Genomic DNA, 17,440 nt, shown 5'->3' with positions numbered 1-17,440 from the left:
AAAGGCCGGCCACCGGAGCGGAGGCGCGACAAGGGCGCGCCGTTTGCCGTGACCCGCCCGCTCACGCTAGAATTTCGCGCGTTCCAGATCTTCCCGCCCTTCGCCTACCCATGTAACCGCGACACCCGACCTCTCAGCCTTCCACATCAAGGCCCCTCTCCGCCAGAGGTCTGTCGCGCGCCGCTTCCCTTTCCGCCGAGGGAAGCCGTCCATGGGGTGTCCCCCAAGCACGTCCAATCCGCCGTCCCCCCACGCGATGCGTGCATGGGCCAGCCGCGCGCATCCGGCCTCTCGTTCATTTCAAACATGCATCCATGCACGAATCATGATCTCTAATTCCCCACGCCAGGAATGGCTGTCCAATATCCGGGGAGACCTCCTCGCCGGCCTGGTCGTCGCTCTTGCCCTCATCCCCGAAGCGCTCGCCTTTTCCATCATTGCAGGCGTCGATCCGCAAGTCGGCCTGTACGCGGCATTCAGCATCGCGGTCGTGACCTCCATCGCCGGCGGCCGGCCCGGCATGATCTCCGCGGCGACGGGCGCGGTCGCCCTGCTGATCACCTCGCTGGTCAAGGACCATGGCGTCCAGTACGTATTCGCCGCAGCGATCGGGGCGGGAATCCTGCAGATCGCCGCGGGATTCCTGAAACTGGGCGGGCTGATGCGTTTTGTTTCCCGTTCGGTCATCACCGGCTTCATCAACGCCCTGGCCATCCTGATTTTCCTGGCCCAGCTTCCTGAGCTGACGAACGCGCCCACGGCTGTCTACGTCCTCGTCGCGGCGGGCCTGGCCATCATCTACACCCTTCCGCGAATCACGAAAGCGGTTCCTTCCCCGCTGGTATGCATAATCGTCCTCACGGCCGTCACGATGATCACGGGCCTCGACGTGCGGACCGTCGGGGATATGGGATCCTTCCCGAACGCGCTGCCGTCCTTCCTGGTGCCGGTCGTCCCCATGACCTGGGAAACGGTCCGGATCATCTTTCCCTACTCGCTCGCCATCGCGCTCGTCGGCCTGCTCGAGTCCCTGATGACCGCGTCCATCATCGACGACTTCACGGATACGCCCAGCGACAAGAACCGCGAATGCAAAGGCCAGGGAATCGCGAACATCGTCGCGGGGTTCCTTGGCGGCATGCCGGGCTGCGCCATGATCGGCCAGTCCGTCATCAATGTGAAGTCAGGCGGACGCGGGCGCCTGTCGTCGCTCACTGCCGGCGTGCTGCTCCTCATCATGGTCGTGTTCCTGGGGCCGTGGGTAAAGCAGATCCCCATGGCCGCGCTCGTCGCCGTCATGATCATGGTGTCGATCAGCACGTTCAGCTGGCGCTCCGTCAAAGACCTCCTCACACACCCGAAGAGCTCGTCTTTCGTCATGTTGACGACGGTGATCGTGGTCGTCGCCACGCACAACCTCGCGATGGGCGTCCTGGCCGGCGTGCTGCTCAGCGCTGTCTTCTTCGCATCCAAGGTACAGCGCGTGCTCAGCGTCACGTCCGCCCTGGAGGCCGGCGGAGCGACCCGGAAGTACACCGTCCGCGGGCAGGTGTTCTTCGCGTCATCGGAGGCGCTGGTCTCCGAATTCGATTTCAAGGAAGACATCGAGAACGTATTGCTCGACCTTTCGCACGCGCACTTCTGGGACATCACCGCGATCGACACACTGGACCGCATCGTGCACAAATTCCGCAGGAACGGCGTCGCAGTCACCCTGCATGGCCTGAACCGCGCAAGCACGACCATGGTGGAAAAATACGCAACGCACGACAAGCCGCAGGCTTGCGCCGCACCGCCCTCCCACTGATCCCCCAGGGCTCTCGTCCGGCCGTTCGCCGTTGCTGCGAACGGCTGGAAGAGCCGGCCGCCGCGCAACTCCCGGCGCCAGGTTTGCGAGCAAAGGCTTGTGATTAAAGCCTCGTGCTCAAAGACCGGTAAAAGACCACGAGGACAGAGGCGGCAGAGGCCTGCGAAAGCAAAATGAAAAAGGCCGTCAGTGATTTCTCACTGACGGCCTTTTGAACTACTGGTCGGGACGGCGGGATTCGAACTCGCGACCCCAAGCCTCGTATTGATATCGACCCGGCGCTGCGGGAACGACCCATTGGATGCGGACGCGGCAGCTGACGTGCTCGAAACCGACCTCATCCACGACGATCCGATAGGTGCCGGCGGCCGAACCTTCGGTCCAGTTCTCCCCCTGCACCACGCGCGTCGGCGGGATGTCCGCCTGCGTTTCGGGGCTAGTCGGTTTGACTCAGGAAATGGAAATCGGCTCGACGATCAAGGCAGGCCATACCTGCTGATCCATCTGGAGCATCGGCCGCATCGCGATCCGGCTACGGTCTCACGACAACTTGCGCGTCAGCTCGCCGTACTTGCGCAGCAGGCGCCGCCGGTTGAGCGACTTGCTCCAGGCATACAGCGGCAACAGTTGCTTGGGTCCGAAGCCGTCCACCAGATAAAGCCCTTCCCGCCCGCTCGCATTGAAGCCGACGACGATATTGCGCGCACTGACATCGTTGAAGATCACGTGCGCATCGATCAGGTCCCTGAAGAACGCCTGCAGCTTCCCCTGCAATTCCGGCCCGAACCCCTGCTGCGCCACAATCTGCTTCAGCGTCGGCGCGGGATGGCCATAAGCGTCGACGATGCGTTCCACCACCAGACCCAGCCCTTGCGAGGTCAGGGCCAGACCAGAGATGCGCGCCATCAGAACATTGCCTTGCGGCAGCTCTTGCCGCACCGTAGTGGCCACGTATTCGATCACTTCGGAAATGAAGACGCGGTGCGCATCCTCGCGCAGCAGGCGCTTGTGCCAGGGACGCTTGCGGCCGGGTTCGTTGATGCGCGAGCGGTTGATGATCTTGACGAGCAACGACTTGTCACTCGGATGCAGGTAAACGTCGCGCTCGCTCCCCGTTGCCACCAGGGTGGCCTGGGTCAGGTCCATGACCTGGAACGGGCTACAGGACAACGCGGGCAACGGCGCGGCCGTGAGAACCGCGGCTTCAAGCGCGATGGGAGCCTGCAAGGCCACGTCATGCTGGGCAGGTGTCTGGAACATGGCCGGACCTCAGCGCGCCAGCCGGCGCGAGCGTCCCGCGGCCTTGGCGTGCTCCTGCGCAAGCCAGAGCCGGTACACCTGTTCGGTACGCTCGGCCAGGCCGGCCAGCGAGAACTTGCCTTCGGCGCGCGCCATTCGAGTGCCGGCAACGCCCATGCGCGCCCGCAAATCGCCGTCGTCCAGCAATTGCTCCAGCGCGGCCCTGAGCCCGGGGATATCGCCCGGGGGCACCAATATGCCCGTCTCGCCGTCTCGCACCATTTCGCTCACCCCTCCCACATCGACCCCAACAACGGGCAGCCCCGCCGCGGCGGCCTCCACGTAAACCGTGCCGGACGCTTCCTTCTGCGTCGCCAGCGCGAAGATGTCGCTTCCCGCCAGGATATTCGGCACGTCATGGCGAAAGCCCAGCATGTGGATACGATCCGCAAGGCCGATATCCTCGATCAATGCCTGTAACTGCTCGAACAGCGGCGAACCGTTGCCCACCAGCACCAGGTGCACTTGCGGCCTCGTCTCCATCAAGGGGCGCAGCGCCTCGATGAGTTCCCGATGCCCTTTGGTCGCGCGCAGGATCGCCACGCAGCAAACCACGATGGCGTCCTCCGGCAAATTCAGTTCCTCGCGCAGGGTCGATCGGATATCCGTCGGCGGCAACGTGATGGGCGAGTAGATCGTTGCCACCCGGTCTGCCGGCACACCCCGTTCGATGAGGGTTTCCCGGACATGATTGCTGACCGTGCTGACACGATGCGGCACCCATGTGTAGGCCAGCATGGAGTTGACTCGATTGGTCAGGTGGCGGGTGCGCACGATCAGCGGCGTCCCCGCCATGCGCGCGCCCAGCCCGGCCAGCAAGGTGTCTATGCGGCTATGGGTATTGAGCACGTCGAAGCACCCTTCCCGCAGGATGCGGCGAACCTTGGGCGCGCCGCGCAGCAGATTCATGAGACCGCCCATGGGCAGCGTATGCACCTTGATGCCCGCATCGGTCGCGGCCTTGCAAAGCTTCGCCTCGGGTCTACAGATCAGTTCCACGCTATGTCCGCGTTCCCGCATCGCCCGCATTTCCTTGAGAATGCGGCGCTCCTGGCCTGCGAAGCCGAGCGCGGCCTCGGAATGTACGATGCGCAAAGAATGGTCCGTCGAGGAAGGCATGATATATGGCGGCGCGCTTCGCCCAAACACAACGAAAACGTCACCGTAACGACTTGAAGATGTCATCGACTCTAAAGGCCGATAGAACACGGCGCAAGTCGGGCATTTCCAGCAAAACAGGCGCAATCGCGCACTGAGCGGCAGCGATCCGCGCTCGAAAAAAGCGCGACGCATGGGCCGAAAAAGCACTGTTTCCCTGGGGCGCAACGGTTCACGACGCGCTTTCCTCGCCATGGCCGCGCGCCTCTAAAAACGCCTCCTGGCGGCCCTTCTTTTGCGTATGCGGAAATCAGTGTTCCGCCCCAGAGGCCTATCTGGCGGGCATTTGTCGCAAACACACCACAAAGGACTGGCACTTTTTTGCGTGGAGGGCTATCGAAGTCAAACAGCATCTTGCCGCGAAAGGGTGCGGAGTTTTCCAGCCGCCTTCGGGTGTTTTTTGGCCTATTTTTGGGTGTTTTTTTTGCCTATTTATTTTCGGCTTATATTCTTGGCCTATACCTTTCGGCTGGCGTTCTTTGGCAGCATTCTTTCGCAGCGTTCTTTCGCAGCACTCTTTGGCGTCATTCTTCAACCAAATTACTTCGGCAAAAATGAAAAGGCCGTCAGTGATTTCTCGCTGACGGCCTTTGGAACTGCTGGTCGGGACGGCGGGATTCGAACTCGCGACCCCTTGCACCCCATGCAAGTGCGCTACCAGGCTGCGCTACGCCCCGAAAGAAAAAGAGTATAGCAGAACAAAAAAATGTTTGCACGCATTCGTGCAAAAAAAGTGCTGAATACTCAAAAAAATTTGCGCCCCGTGTTCATCGATCGCATCAAATACATGCGGGTGACGGCGCGCGGGGCGCAAGGTATTGCTGTTGACAGCACGCAGCGCTTCGAACGTGCGCGTTGCCGGTACTGCGAAGAAACGGTATGTCGAACAAGAAGCGGCGCAACGCGCCGCGTCTGCTCTCAGGCTGCCGGCGTTGCGCTGGCGTTGCTTGCGCTTGCAGGATTGGCCGCCGTGCCCAGGGCCTCGGCCAGCATCGTCGAGACATTGCCGAGCTCGTTGCGCAGGGCTTGCATCTCGGCGCCGGACAGGCGCACGGCCGCGTCCTGATCGTGCGGCACGTCGCGCGCGTCGCCCAGGCGATTGCGCGCGCCGCTGATCGTGAAGCCTTGTTCGTACAGCAAGGAACGGATGCGGCGGATCAGCAGCACTTCGTGATGCTGATAATAACGGCGGTTGCCGCGCCGCTTCACCGGCTTGAGCTGCGTGAATTCCTGTTCCCAATACCGCAAGACATGAGGCTTGACGCCACACAGGTCGCTGACTTCACCGATGGTGAAGTAACGCTTGGCGGGAATGGGCGGTAAGGTAACGGTGGATTCTGTACGTGTCATAAGAGAATTTTATGCCGCGATACGTGGAGTGCCGATAACAATTACCGACAAAGCGTATCACTCCGCGGCGTCGTCGGATGCAGCAGGCACCGCCTGCTCCACCACGCTCTTGAGTTTCTGACTCGCATGGAAAGTGACCACGCGGCGTGCGGCGATGGGAATGGTCTCGCCGGTTTTGGGATTGCGGCCGGGGCGCGGCGGTTTGTCGCGCACCTGGAAATTGCCGAAGCCCGAAAGCTTCACGGAATCTCCGCGCGCCAGGGCGTCGCGGATTTCCTCGAAGAAGGTATCGACGATGTCCTTGGCTTCGCGCTTGTTCAGGCCGACCCGCTCAAAGAGCAGTTCGGCCAGCTCGGCCTTGGTCAGGGTGCGTGGCTCGGCAAGCATACTGTTCCCCATGGTTCAAGCACGCTGGCGCGCGCCATGCGCGGCCACCAAGGCGTCCTTGATGCGCGCCAGGCAATCCGCCACCCGGGCTTCATCCAGCGTGACCTCAGTGTCCTGTAGCCAGAACCGGAAAGCAAGGCTTTTCTCGGTCGCGGGCCCGCCACCCTGAGGCTTCTCGCGCCACACGTCGAACAGGCGCACGTCCTGCACCACCGCCAGCTGCGGGTCCGCCTTGACGGCCGCCGAGACGGTATCCAGCATGGATTGCAGCGACACGTGCGCGTCGACCCACAGCGCCAGATCGCGCATTACCACCGGCTGGCGGGATAGTTCGCGCACTTGCGGCAGCTCGCCCTCCGACAGGATTTCGACGTCCAGCTCGAACACGACGGGCGCGTGCGCCAGGTCGGATTGCTGCGCCCAGCGCGGGTGCAGTTCGCCGATCCAGCCCACGTGGCGGCCATCGAGCTCGACGCGCGCGCTGCGGCCCGGATGCAGGGCGGGATGGGCGGCGGCCTCGAAACGCAGGCGGCGGCCACGGATGCCGAACAGCGCCTCGACATCCATCTTCACGTCATAGAAATCCACCTGGCGCGTCGGCACGCCCCACTGCTCTTCCACGGCCGGGCCCCAGGCCGCGCCGGCCAGCTTCAGCGGCTGGCGCACGCCGGCCACTCCCAGCGGGCCGTCCTGGGCGGACGCATCGCGCATGAACACGCGGCCCAGCTCGAACAGGCGCACGCGGGACTGCTTGCGGTTGGCGTTGTGGCGGATGTTGGCGACCAGGCCGCCGATCAGGCTGGAGCGCATGACCGACAGATGGCTCGCGATGGGATTGACCAGGCGGACCGGGTTGCCGTTGTCGGCGTAGTCGCGCTCCCAATCGGCCTCGACGAAGCTGTAGTTGACGACTTCCTGGTAGTCCTGCGCGGCGGCCAGGCGACGCAGCGCATGGGCGCCGCGGCGGATTTCGGGCTGCGAGAACATCTTGGCGCGCGCCATCGGCGGCACGGCGGGAATGTTCTCGAAGCCATAGATGCGGGCCACTTCCTCGATCAGGTCCTCTTCCAGCTCCAGGTCGAAGCGGTAGGACGGCGGCGTCACGATGAAGTCGTCGCCCTCCACCGCGTACTCCAGGCCCAGGCTGCCGAAGATCTTCGCGACTTCGGCCTGAGTGACCGGCACGCCCAGCACGCGGTGGCAACGCGCCAGGCGCATGCGCACCGGCAGGCGCTTGGGCAGGTTGACGATCTGGTCGTCCAGCGGACCGGCCTGGCCGCCGCAGATATCGACGATCAGGCGCGTGATGAATTCGATGTGCTCGGGGATCGTGGCGAAGTCCACGCCGCGTTCGCCGCGGTGGCTAGCCTCGGAGCTGAACTTGTAGCGGCGCGCGCGGCCGGCCAGCGCTTCCGGCCACCAGAACGCGGCTTCCAGGTAGATGTTCTGCGTGTCCAGCGTCACCGAGGTGGCTTCGCCGCCCATGATGCCGGCCAGGCTTTCCACCTGGTCGCCCGCGGCGACCACGCCGACCTTGGGGTCCAGCGCCACGGTCTGGCCGTTGAGCAGTTCGAGGGTCTCGCCTTCGCGGGCCCAGCGCACGCACAGATCGCCCTGGATCTTATCCAGGTCGAAAACGTGGGACGGGCGGCCCAGCTCGAGCATGACGTAGTTGGAAATGTCCACCAGCGCCGACAGCGAGCGCTGACCGGCGCGCTCCAGGCGCGTCTTCATCCAGCCGGGCGTTGCGGCACGGGCGTTGACGCCGCGGATCACGCGGCCGCCGAAACGGCCGCACAGGTCGGGCGCTTCGACCTTGACCGGCAGGCGCTCGTCCAGCGTCACGGGCACGGCGGCGGCGGTGGGCACCGATAGCGGCGCGCCAGTCAGGGCGGCGACCTCGCGCGCCACGCCCAGGATGGACAGGCAGTCCGCGCGGTTGGGCGTCATCTTGAGGGTGAAGAGCGTGTCGTCCAGATCCAGCGCCTCGCGGATGGACTGGCCCGGCTCCATGTCGGCAGGCAGTTCCAGCAGGCCGGCATGGTCTTGCGACAGGCCCAGTTCGCGCGCCGAGCACAGCATGCCCGACGACTGCACGCCGCGCATCTTGGCCACGCCGATCTTCATGCCGCCAGGCAGTTCCGCGCCCACGCGGGCCAGCGGCACTTTCAGGCCGGCAGCGGCGTTCGGCGCGCCGCAAACGATCTGCAGCCGTTCGCCGGAGCCATCGTCCACTTGGCAGACGCGCAGCTTGTCGGCGTCGGGGTGCGGCGCGATCTCGACGATGTGGGCCACCACCACGCCCGTGAAGGCGGGCGCCGCGGGCACGGTGTCTTCGACTTCCAGGCCGGCCATCGTGAGCCGGTGCGCGAGTTCGTCGGTTGCGATCGGGGGATTGACCAGCGTACGCAGCCAGGATTCGGGAAATTGCATGATCAGCCGTGGGTTATTCGTTGAACTGGCGCAGGAAGCGCAAATCGCCTTCGTAGAACTGGCGCAGATCGTTGACGCCGTAGCGCAACATGGTCAGGCGCTCGAGTCCGGACCCGAAGGCAAAGCCGATATAGCGCTCGGGATCGAGGCCGAAGTTGCGCACCACTTGCGGGTGCACCTGGCCCGAACCGGAGATCTCCAGCCAGCGGCCGCGGTTCGGACCCGAGGTGAACATCATGTCGATCTCGGCGGACGGTTCCGTGAACGGGAAGAACGACGGGCGGAAACGCACGACGAGGTCGTCGCTTTCGAAGAAGCAACGCAGGAAATCGGTGTACACGCCCTTCAGGTCGGCGAACGAGATGTCCTCGGCGATCCACAGCCCTTCCACCTGGTGGAACATGGGCGAGTGCGTGGCGTCGCTGTCGACGCGATAGGTGCGCCCCGGCGCGATGACCTTGATGGGCGGCTTGTGCATGCGGGCGTAACGCACCTGCATGGGGCTGGTGTGCGTGCGCAGCAGCAGCGGCAGGCCTTCCGCGTCGTTCATGTCGACGTAGAACGTGTCCTGCATGGACCGCGCCGGATGGTCCAGCGGATTGTTCAGCGCGGTGAAATTGGTCCAGTCGTTTTCCACTTCGGGGCCGTCGGCCACATCGAAGCCGATGGAACGGAAGATCTCTTCCACGCGTTCCCAGGTGCGGATCACGGGATGGATGCCGCCAGGCACGCGGCCGCGGCCCGGAAGGGTGACGTCAATGGTTTCGGATGCCAGCCGGGCATCCAGTTCCGCCTGCGCCAGCGCGGCGCGGCGCAAATTCAGGAGCTCTTCGACCTTCTGCTTGGCCTGATTGATCCGGGCGCCCATCTCGCGCTTCTGCTCGGGATCGAGCTTGCCGAGGGCCTTCAGCAGCACCGTCAGCGCGCCTTCCTTGCCCAGGAACCGAGCCTTTGCGTTTTCCAGCGCGGCGGCGTCAGGGGCCGCGGCGAACCGTTCTTGCGCCTGGGAGACCAGGTCGTCAACCGTTTGAGTCATGAAATCCAGCCTTCAAAACGCAAACGGGGCCATTACAGCCCCGTTTGCAGCGATGCGCGATGAGTTAAAGCGCGCGATCAGGCAGCCAAGGCAGCCTTGGCTTGCTGCACGATGGCGGCAAAGCCGGCCTTGTCGCGCACGGCCAGATCGGCCAGGACCTTGCGGTCGAGTTCGATCGAAGCCTTCTTCAGGCCAGCGATGAACACGCTGTAGCTGACGCCATGTTCACGAACGGCGGCGTTGATACGCGTGATCCACAGAGCGCGGAACGTGCGCTTCTTGTTGCGGCGGTCGCGGTAGGCGTATTGGCCAGCACGCATGACCGCCTGCTTGGCGATACGGAACACATTACCGCGGCGGCCACGGTAACCCTTGGCGGCGGCAATGACTTTTTTGTGACGGGCACGGGCGGTTACGCCGCGTTTGACGCGAGGCATAGTAGATCTCCCTTAGATCAAGCGAAAGGCATCATGGCCTTGACGGAGGCCACGTTGGAGTCATGGACCGCCGTGGAACCGCGCAGCTGGCGCTTGTTCTTGGTGGTCTTCTTGGTCAGGATGTGACGCTTGAACGCCTGACCACGCTTGATGGAGCCGCTGCCGCGAACCTTAAAGCGCTTGGAGGCGCTTTTCTTGGTTTTCATCTTGGGCATGTTGATTCCCTAAACTAAAACACGCATTGTTGATTTATATGACGCCAGGTGCTTGACGCGCGTACGGCCGATGAAGCCCTACGCCGCGGCAAAACTTGGTCTACCTGTTGCCACTTCTTGGGGGTACTGCTGGGGGTACTAACTACTTTGGTACTGCTGGGTAAAACTTGATACCTTCCCTGGTAGGCAAAAGTAGCCCAGACCCGGGAAAGCCTTTGATTATATGGTGATTTCCCGTAGTTTGTCGAGCGGGCTGGCGGATATGTACCGTAAGGCGCGGCCCAGGGAGAGGAGCCGCGCGATCATACCCCCGACCGCCGGTATTGCACGGCCTGGGCCACGTGGCGCGCGGCCAGCATATCCTCGCCGTCCAGATCGGCGATGGTGCGGGCAACCCGCAACGCCCGGTGCAGGGCTCGGGCCGAACCCGCCAGCCGGCGCATCGCCTGCGACAGCAAGGCCCGGGCCTCGCCATCCATACGGCAATGCTCATCCAGCTCGGCGCCGGCCAGCGCGGCGTTGGGCTTGCCCTGGCGGGCCATCTGGCGCCGGCGGCAACCCATCACGCGTTCGCGCACGGGGCTCGACGGCTCGCCGGGCGGGCCGGACATCCAATCGGGGTCGGATGGAGGCAGGCTGACATGCAGGTCGATCCGGTCCAGCAAAGGGCCGGATATCTTGCCTACGTAGCGCGCCACCTGGTCCGGCGTGCAGGCGCAAGCCCTGGCCGGATGGCCGCGCCAGCCGCAGGGGCACGGATTCATGGCGGCCACCAGCTGGAAGCGGGCGGGGAACTGCGCGGTATGCAGCGCCCGGGCGATCACCACCCTGCCCGCTTCCAGCGGCTCGCGCAAGGCTTCCAGCGTGCGGCGGTTGAATTCGGGCAGCTCATCCAGGAACAGCACGCCCTGGTGCGCCAGGCTGATCTCGCCCGGGCGCGGGCGGCTGCCGCCGCCTACGAGCGCCGCCACCGACGCGGAATGGTGCGGCGCTCGGAATGGCGGCTGCTCCGCCAGGGCATCGGGCATGCCCGCCAGGGCGGCCATGGCCGCGGCTTCCAGGGCCTCGCCGCGCTCCAGGGGAGGCAGCAGGCCGGGCAGGCGCGCGGCCAGCATGCTTTTGCCCGCCCCTGGCGGTCCGATCATGAGCAGGCTGTGCCCCCCCGGCCGCGGCGACCTCCAGCGCCCGCCGCGCTCCGGGCTGTCCTCGCACGTCCGACAGGCACGGGGCGGGGGCAGCCGCCGGCCAAGGCCTGGGCACTGCGTCGGGCAACCGGCATGCGCCGGCCGCATGCGCCGCCACGTCGGCCAGGCTGCGCGCCGACAATACCCGCAGGTCCGGCACCCAGGCGGCCTGCTCGGCGCTGCCGGCCGGCAGGATGAGCGTGGCGCCCGGCGCCTCGCGCGCGACGCTCAGCGCGATGACCAGCGGCGCGGCGACGGGCACGAGCGCCCCCGTCAGCGAAAGCTCTCCGGCCAGCACCAAGTCCGCCAGCGCGGGATCCGGCGCCCGGGCATCCGGTATGCCGTCACCGGCGGAAGCCGCCAGTTGGCCGGAAGCCAGCAGCAGGCCCAGGGCGATCGGCAGGTCGAAGCGACCGGATTCCTTGGGAATATCGGCAGGCGAAAGATTGACGGTGATGCGGCCGGGAGGAAACTCGAATCCGCTGTTTTGAATGGCCGCGCGCACTCGCTCGCGGCTCTCGCGCACCTCGACGTCAGGCAGGCCCACCACGTTGAAACTGGGCAGGCCGGGCCCCAGGTGAGTTTCCACGCGCACCGCGTGGGCATCCAAGCCGCTCAGGGCCCGGCTGGCAAGCACGGCTAGCGTCAAGGCGTTCTCCATGGATGGACGAAAGCGCCAGTATCCGCAAAGAACCGGGAGCCACGCCTCCGACAGAGACAAAACCTTCACGCCGGAACGCGGCGGGCCGCCGCAAAAACGGCCGCTCGACGCGGCCGTGGATACGCTGCATTGCCCGGCCGCCACGCGGCCGGCGCCGCCTATTTGTCCAAGGCGGACAGGCGCGATTCCAGTTGCTGCACCTGGGCAGCCAGTTGATCCACTCGGGCCCGGGTGCGGGCCAGCAGGTCGGCCTGGACGTCGAACTCCTCGCGCGTGACGAGGTCCAGCTTGGAGAACGCCTGCGTCATCATCGCGCGCACATTGCGCTCCACGTCTGCAGCCGGGCTGCGAGCGATCAGGTCGGAAAGGTTCTTCTGGATGTCTTCCATCCACTGGGTGCGATTGTTCATGACTGCCCTCACTATGATTCTTGATGCCCCAAGTGTAGTGCGTCGGAACGCTCCGTTTTCGGAAACCCAGGCAAAAAAAAGGGCGGGCCGCATGCGGTGACCGCCCTTCAAAGCACAGGAGAAAACCGGGCTGCCATGGCGGCAACCCCCTACCAACATCAATACTCGATACTCAATACACACCTGACCGCTGCCGCGGCCCCAGCCGATTGCTGATCGGCATGGACTGTTGTCGATTCTTCTTCAGCAGACGATGCGTAACAAGCTAATGGGTGTAAACCCTCGTATCAGGCGCACGCCCTCGCGCGCGCCGTTCCGGGGCCCTTCGGTAGGTTGTCCGTCCTCATCCGTTTTGAGGCGAGAAGCAAGCCCAGCAAGGCCTGGCGGCCCGTGGCCGATATTCGAGCGGCTGGAAAATTAGGGGCATATGCAGATATGAATCGCAATATAAGCGGCATCAATTCGCAACACATCACGAGCACGGCACATATTTGGTTTCATCTGTCTGGCCCCTTGCCTGACGCACCAATTTGAAGCCGCCTCCCGGTGCATGCCGCACCACGCTGGTGCGGCCGCGCACGAATTGTGGGCCCTTTCCCTTTCCCGCCTGCGCGCCCCAACATGGCATGGAATTTGCTTGATACCCAGGGCCAACGTGCAACCATGAGAGGAAATGCCATGAAACTCATCATCGCCATCATCAAGCCCTTCAAGCTCGACGAAGTGCGGGTGGCCCTATCCGGAATCGGCGTCCAGGGCCTGACCGTTACCGAAGTCAAGGGATTCGGCCGCCAGAAGGGCCACACCGAGCTGTACCGCGGCGCGGAATACGCCGTCGACTTCCTGCCCAAGCTGCGCGTCGAGGCCGCCGTGCCGGACCACCTCGTCGATCAGGTCATCGAAGCGATCGAGATGGCCGCCCGCACCGGCAAGATCGGCGACGGCAAGATCTTTGCCGCCCCCCTGGAACAAGTCATCCGGATCAGAACAGGCGAAGCCGGCGAAGCGGCGCTCTGAACGAATAGAAAAAGACTCATTGGAGCCTGAAAAATGGATAAAGCGGATATTTCCTGGTTGCTCGTCTCTACCCTGCTCGTACTGATGATGGCCGTGCCTGGACTGGCGATGTTCTATGGCGGCCTGGTACGCAGCAAGAACGTGCTGTCCGTGCTGCTGCAAGTACTGTGCACGTTCGTGCTGGGCCTGGTTCTCTGGTTCATCTACGGATACTCCCTCGCGTTCACCGAGGGCAACGCCTTCTTCGGCGGCCTGTCGCGCGCCTTCTTCTCCGGGATATTCAATCCGGCCGACGGCACCTACGCCATGTCGAACTCCCTGACGGAGCTGCTCTTCGCCTCGTTCCAGGCCACCTTCGCCGGCATCACCTGCGCGCTGATCGTCGGCAGCTTCGCCGAACGCGCGCGCTTCTCGGCGGTACTGGTGTTCACCGTGATCTGGTTCACGTTCGCCTACGTGCCCATCGCGCACATGGTGTGGTTCGCGTCGGAAACGGCGCCCGGCCTGCTCAACGCCAAGGGCGCGCTGGACTTCGCCGGCGGCACCGTGGTGCACATCAACGCGGGCGTGGCCGGCCTGGTGGGCGCCTACGTGGTGGGCAAGCGCGTGGGCTACGGCCGCGAAGCGATGCAGCCGCACAACCTGCCCATGACGTTCGTCGGCGCCGCCCTGTTGTGGGTGGGCTGGTTCGGATTCAATGCGGGTTCGGCGCTGGCGGCCAATGAAAACGCCACCCTGGCCTTCTTCAACACCATGATCGCCACCGCGGGCGCGGTTCTGGCCTGGCTGTTCACCGAATGGGCCGTCAAGGGCAAGCCCTCGATGCTGGGCGCCGCCTCCGGCGCCGTCGCCGGCCTGGTCGGCATCACCCCTGGAGCCGGCCTGGTCGGCCCGGTGGGCGCCCTGGTCATCGGCGTAGTCGCCGGCGCGATCTGCGTCTGGGGCGTGAATGGCCTGAAGCGCCTGCTGCGCGCCGACGATGCGCTGGACGTGTTCGGCGTGCACGGCGTGGGCGGCATTGTCGGCGCCCTGCTGACCGGCGTGTTCAACGCGCAGGTCCTGGGAGGCCCCGGCCTTGCGGAGGCCGGCATGATCGGCCATCAGTTGTGGGTCCAGCTGGAAGGCGTGCTGCTGACCATCGTCTGGTCCGGCGTGGTCGCGTGGATCGCTTACAAGATCGCCAACGCCCTATGCGGCATGCGCGTGCCGGAAGACCAGGAGCGCGAAGGCCTGGACGTCACCAGCCATGGCGAATCAGCGTATCACAGTTAGGCCCACCCCCGAGGCGCTTCGCGCCTCCCCCTCAAGGGGGCGCGGCGGATGGACCGGCGGAGCCGGATCCATCGCCGCCTCGATGTGAACGGGACGATCGGTGTCATGCATGAAAAAAAGCCCGGGGCCTTGCGGTTCCGGGCTTCTTCTTTGGTCGGGGCAAAGCCCATTACTAGCCTGGACCCAGGGCGTCCAGATCGACCGGCAAGGCGCGGTTCAGGGCCGCGGCCACCTTGACCCGCAGGGCGTTGGAATGCGCGCGGCGCACTTCGCGCTTCACGTCGAGCAGTTGCTGCGGATGCATGGAGAACTCGGTAAGGCCCAGGCCCAGCAGCAATCGCGTCATGCGCGAATCGCCCGCCATTTCCCCGCACACGGCTACCGGCTTGCCGGCCCGCTCGCCCGCATTGATGGTGTGCGCGACCAGGCGCAGCACGGCCGGATGCAGCGGGTCGTACAAGGCCGCCACGTCGTGGTCGCCGCGGTCGATCGCCAGCGTGTACTGGATCAGGTCGTTGGTGCCGATGGAAAGGAAGTCCAGCGCCTGCGCAAAAGGTTCGATCGCAATGGCGATGGCGGGCACTTCGACCATCGCCCCCACCTCCATGTGCGGCGCATAGGCCTGGCCCCGGGCGTCGAGCTCGCGGCGCGCCGCTACGATGGCGGCCTTGGTCGCCACCACCTCATGCATATGGGCGATCATGGGAATCAGCAGGCGCACGGGCCCATGCGCCGACGCCCGCAGGATGGCGCGCAGCTGGGTCGCGAACATTTCCGGGCGCGCCAGGCAGTAGCGGATGGCGCGCTGCCCCAGGGCGGGGTTGGTGGCCACGGTGGCCTCGCCGTCCAGGGTCTTGTCCGAGCCGATGTCCAGCGTCCGGATCGTGACGGGACGGCCCGCCATTACCTTCACCACGGACGAATAAGCCTCGTACTGCTCTTCCTCGCCCGGCAGGTCCGGCCGCCCCATGAACAGGAATTCGCTGCGGAACAGCCCGATGCCATGCGCGCCGGAGGCCAGCGCCAGGGCTGCCTCCTCCGGCAGCTCGATATTCGCGTGCAGCACGATGTCGATGCCGTCCAGGGTGACGGACGGTTCGTCGCGCAGCAGGCTGAGCTCGGCGCGCTCGTCCGCATAGGCGGCCTGGCGGCGGCGGTACTCCTGCAGAATGCGATCGGATGGGTTCACGATCACCGCGCCGGCGCCGCCGTCGATGATCAGCATGTCCCCGTCGCGGACCAGCTCGCGCACGTTGCCCATGGCCACGACCGCGGGCACGCCCATGCTGCGCGCCACGATCGCGGTATGCGAGGTAGGGCCTCCCAGGTCGGTCACGAAGGCGGCGAAACGCCCCCCGCGCAGCCTCAGCATGTCGGCAGGCGAAATATCGTGGGCCACGACCACCAGCGCGTCATCGCCCCCCATGTGGGACATATCGGGCAGGATCGCCGAGGAGCCCGCCAGCACGTGCAGGACCCGTTCGATGACCTGGCGGACATCGGCCCCGCGCTCGCGCAGGTACTCGTCCTCCATCGCGTCGAACTGCTGCCCCAGGATCTGCCCCTGCGTGGTCAGCGCCCATTCGGCGTTGTAGTGGCGCTCGGCGATCAGGGCCAGCGTCTGTTCCGCCAGCAGTGGATCGCCCAGCAGCAGGCCGTGCACGTTCAGCATGGCGCCCAGCTCGCGCGGCGCGTCGGCCGGCAAGGTATCGGCCAGTTGCTGCAATTCCTGCTGCGCCGACGCCAGGGCCTCGGTCAGCCGGCTGCTTTCGGCCGGCACATCCTCGGGCGAAATGCGGTAGTGGGCGACCTCCAGCGCTGCGGCGCCCATGACGACGGCCCGCCCGATGGCGTATCCCTTGGCGACGCCTTTGCCATAAAGGCACACGACGGGACTGGCAGAGCCAGCCCCGTCGTGTGCGGTGTCCATAAGGGTCGTAGACGCGCCGGCCTGGGCTGCGCTCAGGCCGGCCGATTCAGAAGAAGTTCTATTCCTGCTCACCGAATTTGCTGTCGAACAGAGTTTCAATTTCCGAAAGGGCTTGCTCGGCATCATTGCCCGAAGCCTCCAGCCTGACCGTCACGCCCAGCCCCGCTGCCAGCATCATGACGCCCATGATGCTCTTGGCGTTTACGCGCTGCGCGCCACGCGAGATGAAGATCTCGCTGGAGAATTTGCTGGCCAGTTGCGTCAACTTGGCGGCCGCCCGGGCGTGCAGGCCCAGTTTATTGCTGATGACGATGTCTGTATTAGGCATAGGAAATATTATGACCGCGGCGGGAGCGCCGAGGTGTGAATTGCAGCAAAACGCCGAACCGCTTCATCGGCGTGAAAAATACCTGCCGACATAATAGGGCAAATTCCCGCCCGTCAGTCTACACGCAAGACGCCCTGCACTCCGCCGGCCAGGGCCTTTTCACGGGTCTCGGCCAAAGGCAGGCCGCGGTAGGTCAGAGCCCGCAGCAGCATCGGGGTATTCAGCCCGGCCAGCACGCAGCACTGTATGCCCTGCGCCTGGGCATCGGCCACGGCCCGTTTCGCGATGTTGGCGGGGGTGGCCCCGATCAGGTCGGTCAGCACCAGCACCCCGCCGCCGTGCTCCTGTTCCAGGATGTCCTTCAGGACGTCCGGCGCCAGGTCGTCAGGCCGGTCTTCGGGCTGGATATCGTGAATGGCCAGCATGCCGTCAAGGTTGCCCATGACGTGGCTGGCGCATTCGCGCATCGCCGCGCCCAGGGGCGCGTGCACGACGATGACAATACCCGTGGTCATG

15 protein-coding genes, 1 tRNA gene and 1 pseudogene are annotated in these 17,440 nt (G+C 65.0%); 3 read left to right on the top strand and 14 right to left on the bottom strand.

The genetic code is table 11. The features are described 5' to 3' along the window. The first annotated feature begins 325 nt into the window (after positions 1–325). Positions 326–1,807, top strand: a complete 1,482-nt coding sequence (locus JL37_RS15745; RefSeq protein ID WP_156124322.1) for a SulP family inorganic anion transporter — start codon at positions 326–328, stop codon at positions 1,805–1,807. A gap of 540 nt (positions 1,808–2,347) precedes the next feature. On the opposite strand, the gene JL37_RS15740 is transcribed toward JL37_RS15745, so the two are convergent. The 11 genes and pseudogenes from JL37_RS15740 to JL37_RS15690 all read right to left on the bottom strand — a co-directional run bounded on the left by JL37_RS15740 (position 2,348) and on the right by JL37_RS15690 (position 12,377). After that, on the bottom strand, positions 2,348–3,067 hold the full coding sequence (locus JL37_RS15740; RefSeq protein ID WP_081955079.1) for a YrbL family protein: 720 nt from the start codon (positions 3,065–3,067) through the stop codon (positions 2,348–2,350). Between the two features lie 9 nt (positions 3,068–3,076). Further along, the gene (locus JL37_RS15735) at positions 3,077–4,225 is read right to left on the bottom strand and encodes a glycosyltransferase family 4 protein (protein WP_043545235.1); all 1,149 of its coding nucleotides are present in this window, start codon (positions 4,223–4,225) and stop codon (positions 3,077–3,079) included. Between the two features lie 639 nt (positions 4,226–4,864). Then, positions 4,865–4,941, bottom strand: a tRNA-Pro gene (locus JL37_RS15730). Positions 4,942–5,182: 241 nt separating this feature from the next. Beyond that, entirely contained in the window at positions 5,183–5,614 is a 432-nt protein-coding gene (locus tag JL37_RS15725; protein ID WP_043545234.1) for a MerR family transcriptional regulator, read from the bottom strand. Between the two features lie 57 nt (positions 5,615–5,671). Then, positions 5,672–6,013, bottom strand: coding sequence for an integration host factor subunit alpha (locus JL37_RS15720; protein WP_043545232.1), 342 nt, complete (start codon positions 6,011–6,013; stop codon positions 5,672–5,674). Positions 6,014–6,016: 3 nt separating this feature from the next. Further along, on the bottom strand, positions 6,017–8,434 hold the full coding sequence (pheT, locus tag JL37_RS15715) for a phenylalanine--tRNA ligase subunit beta (protein ID WP_043545231.1): 2,418 nt from the start codon (positions 8,432–8,434) through the stop codon (positions 6,017–6,019). Between the two features lie 13 nt (positions 8,435–8,447). After that, entirely contained in the window at positions 8,448–9,470 is a 1,023-nt protein-coding gene (gene pheS, locus JL37_RS15710; RefSeq protein WP_043545229.1) for a phenylalanine--tRNA ligase subunit alpha, read from the bottom strand. Between the two features lie 77 nt (positions 9,471–9,547). Continuing rightward, entirely contained in the window at positions 9,548–9,907 is a 360-nt protein-coding gene (gene rplT, locus JL37_RS15705) for a 50S ribosomal protein L20 (protein ID WP_006218741.1), read from the bottom strand. A 17-nt stretch (positions 9,908–9,924) separates the two neighbouring features. Beyond that, positions 9,925–10,122, bottom strand: a complete 198-nt coding sequence (rpmI, locus tag JL37_RS15700) for a 50S ribosomal protein L35 (protein ID WP_043545228.1) — start codon at positions 10,120–10,122, stop codon at positions 9,925–9,927. Positions 10,123–10,424: 302 nt separating this feature from the next. Beyond that, positions 10,425–11,955: pseudogene (locus JL37_RS15695) on the bottom strand (YifB family Mg chelatase-like AAA ATPase). A 170-nt stretch (positions 11,956–12,125) separates the two neighbouring features. Continuing rightward, positions 12,126–12,377 (bottom strand): accessory factor UbiK family protein, encoded by a 252-nt coding sequence (locus JL37_RS15690; RefSeq protein WP_043545227.1) that lies wholly within the window; start codon positions 12,375–12,377, stop codon positions 12,126–12,128. A gap of 678 nt (positions 12,378–13,055) precedes the next feature. Here JL37_RS15690 and JL37_RS15685 point away from each other — a divergent pair. Beyond that, positions 13,056–13,394, top strand: a complete 339-nt coding sequence (locus tag JL37_RS15685) for a P-II family nitrogen regulator (RefSeq protein WP_043545226.1) — start codon at positions 13,056–13,058, stop codon at positions 13,392–13,394. A gap of 33 nt (positions 13,395–13,427) precedes the next feature. Continuing rightward, positions 13,428–14,666, top strand: a complete 1,239-nt coding sequence (gene amt / locus JL37_RS15680) for an ammonium transporter (protein ID WP_043545225.1) — start codon at positions 13,428–13,430, stop codon at positions 14,664–14,666. Positions 14,667–14,838: 172 nt separating this feature from the next. On the opposite strand, the gene ptsP is transcribed toward amt, so the two are convergent. The 3 genes from ptsP to JL37_RS15665 form a co-directional block, all read right to left on the bottom strand. Then, positions 14,839–16,596 (bottom strand): phosphoenolpyruvate--protein phosphotransferase, encoded by a 1,758-nt coding sequence (ptsP, locus tag JL37_RS15675; RefSeq protein WP_052097254.1) that lies wholly within the window; start codon positions 16,594–16,596, stop codon positions 14,839–14,841. A 58-nt stretch (positions 16,597–16,654) separates the two neighbouring features. Continuing rightward, positions 16,655–16,924 (bottom strand): HPr family phosphocarrier protein, encoded by a 270-nt coding sequence (locus tag JL37_RS15670; protein ID WP_043545224.1) that lies wholly within the window; start codon positions 16,922–16,924, stop codon positions 16,655–16,657. A 113-nt stretch (positions 16,925–17,037) separates the two neighbouring features. Beyond that, positions 17,038–17,439: a PTS sugar transporter subunit IIA gene (locus JL37_RS15665; protein WP_043545217.1), complete on the bottom strand. Its 402-nt coding sequence runs from the start codon at positions 17,437–17,439 to the stop codon at positions 17,038–17,040. Position 17,440: the final 1 nt, after the last annotated feature.

This window comes from Achromobacter sp. RTa (assembly GCF_000757485.1).
Taxonomy (GTDB): Bacteria; Pseudomonadota; Gammaproteobacteria; order Burkholderiales; family Burkholderiaceae_B; genus Achromobacter.
The sequence above is the reverse complement of the archived record's forward strand: the minus strand, read 5'-3'. Positions and strand labels throughout refer to the sequence as shown.

Excerpts from the sequence above, each read along its gene's own strand:
- JL37_RS15745 (WP_156124322.1), top strand. The coding sequence starts at position 326 with ATGATCTCTAATTCCCCACGCCAGGAATGGCTGTCCAATATCCGGGGA.
- JL37_RS15740 (WP_081955079.1), bottom strand. The coding sequence starts at position 3,067 with ATGTTCCAGACACCTGCCCAGCATGACGTGGCCTTGCAGGCTCCCATC.
- JL37_RS15735 (WP_043545235.1), bottom strand. The coding sequence starts at position 4,225 with ATGCCTTCCTCGACGGACCATTCTTTGCGCATCGTACATTCCGAGGCC.
- JL37_RS15725 (WP_043545234.1), bottom strand. The coding sequence starts at position 5,614 with ATGACACGTACAGAATCCACCGTTACCTTACCGCCCATTCCCGCCAAG.
- JL37_RS15720 (WP_043545232.1), bottom strand. The coding sequence starts at position 6,013 with ATGGGGAACAGTATGCTTGCCGAGCCACGCACCCTGACCAAGGCCGAG.
- pheT (WP_043545231.1), bottom strand. The coding sequence starts at position 8,434 with ATGCAATTTCCCGAATCCTGGCTGCGTACGCTGGTCAATCCCCCGATC.
- pheS (WP_043545229.1), bottom strand. The coding sequence starts at position 9,470 with ATGACTCAAACGGTTGACGACCTGGTCTCCCAGGCGCAAGAACGGTTC.
- rplT (WP_006218741.1), bottom strand. The coding sequence starts at position 9,907 with ATGCCTCGCGTCAAACGCGGCGTAACCGCCCGTGCCCGTCACAAAAAA.
- rpmI (WP_043545228.1), bottom strand. The coding sequence starts at position 10,122 with ATGCCCAAGATGAAAACCAAGAAAAGCGCCTCCAAGCGCTTTAAGGTT.
- JL37_RS15690 (WP_043545227.1), bottom strand. The coding sequence starts at position 12,377 with ATGAACAATCGCACCCAGTGGATGGAAGACATCCAGAAGAACCTTTCC.
- JL37_RS15685 (WP_043545226.1), top strand. The coding sequence starts at position 13,056 with ATGAAACTCATCATCGCCATCATCAAGCCCTTCAAGCTCGACGAAGTG.
- amt (WP_043545225.1), top strand. The coding sequence starts at position 13,428 with ATGGATAAAGCGGATATTTCCTGGTTGCTCGTCTCTACCCTGCTCGTA.
- ptsP (WP_052097254.1), bottom strand. The coding sequence starts at position 16,596 with ATGGACACCGCACACGACGGGGCTGGCTCTGCCAGTCCCGTCGTGTGC.
- JL37_RS15670 (WP_043545224.1), bottom strand. The coding sequence starts at position 16,924 with ATGCCTAATACAGACATCGTCATCAGCAATAAACTGGGCCTGCACGCC.
- JL37_RS15665 (WP_043545217.1), bottom strand. The coding sequence starts at position 17,439 with ATGACCACGGGTATTGTCATCGTCGTGCACGCGCCCCTGGGCGCGGCG.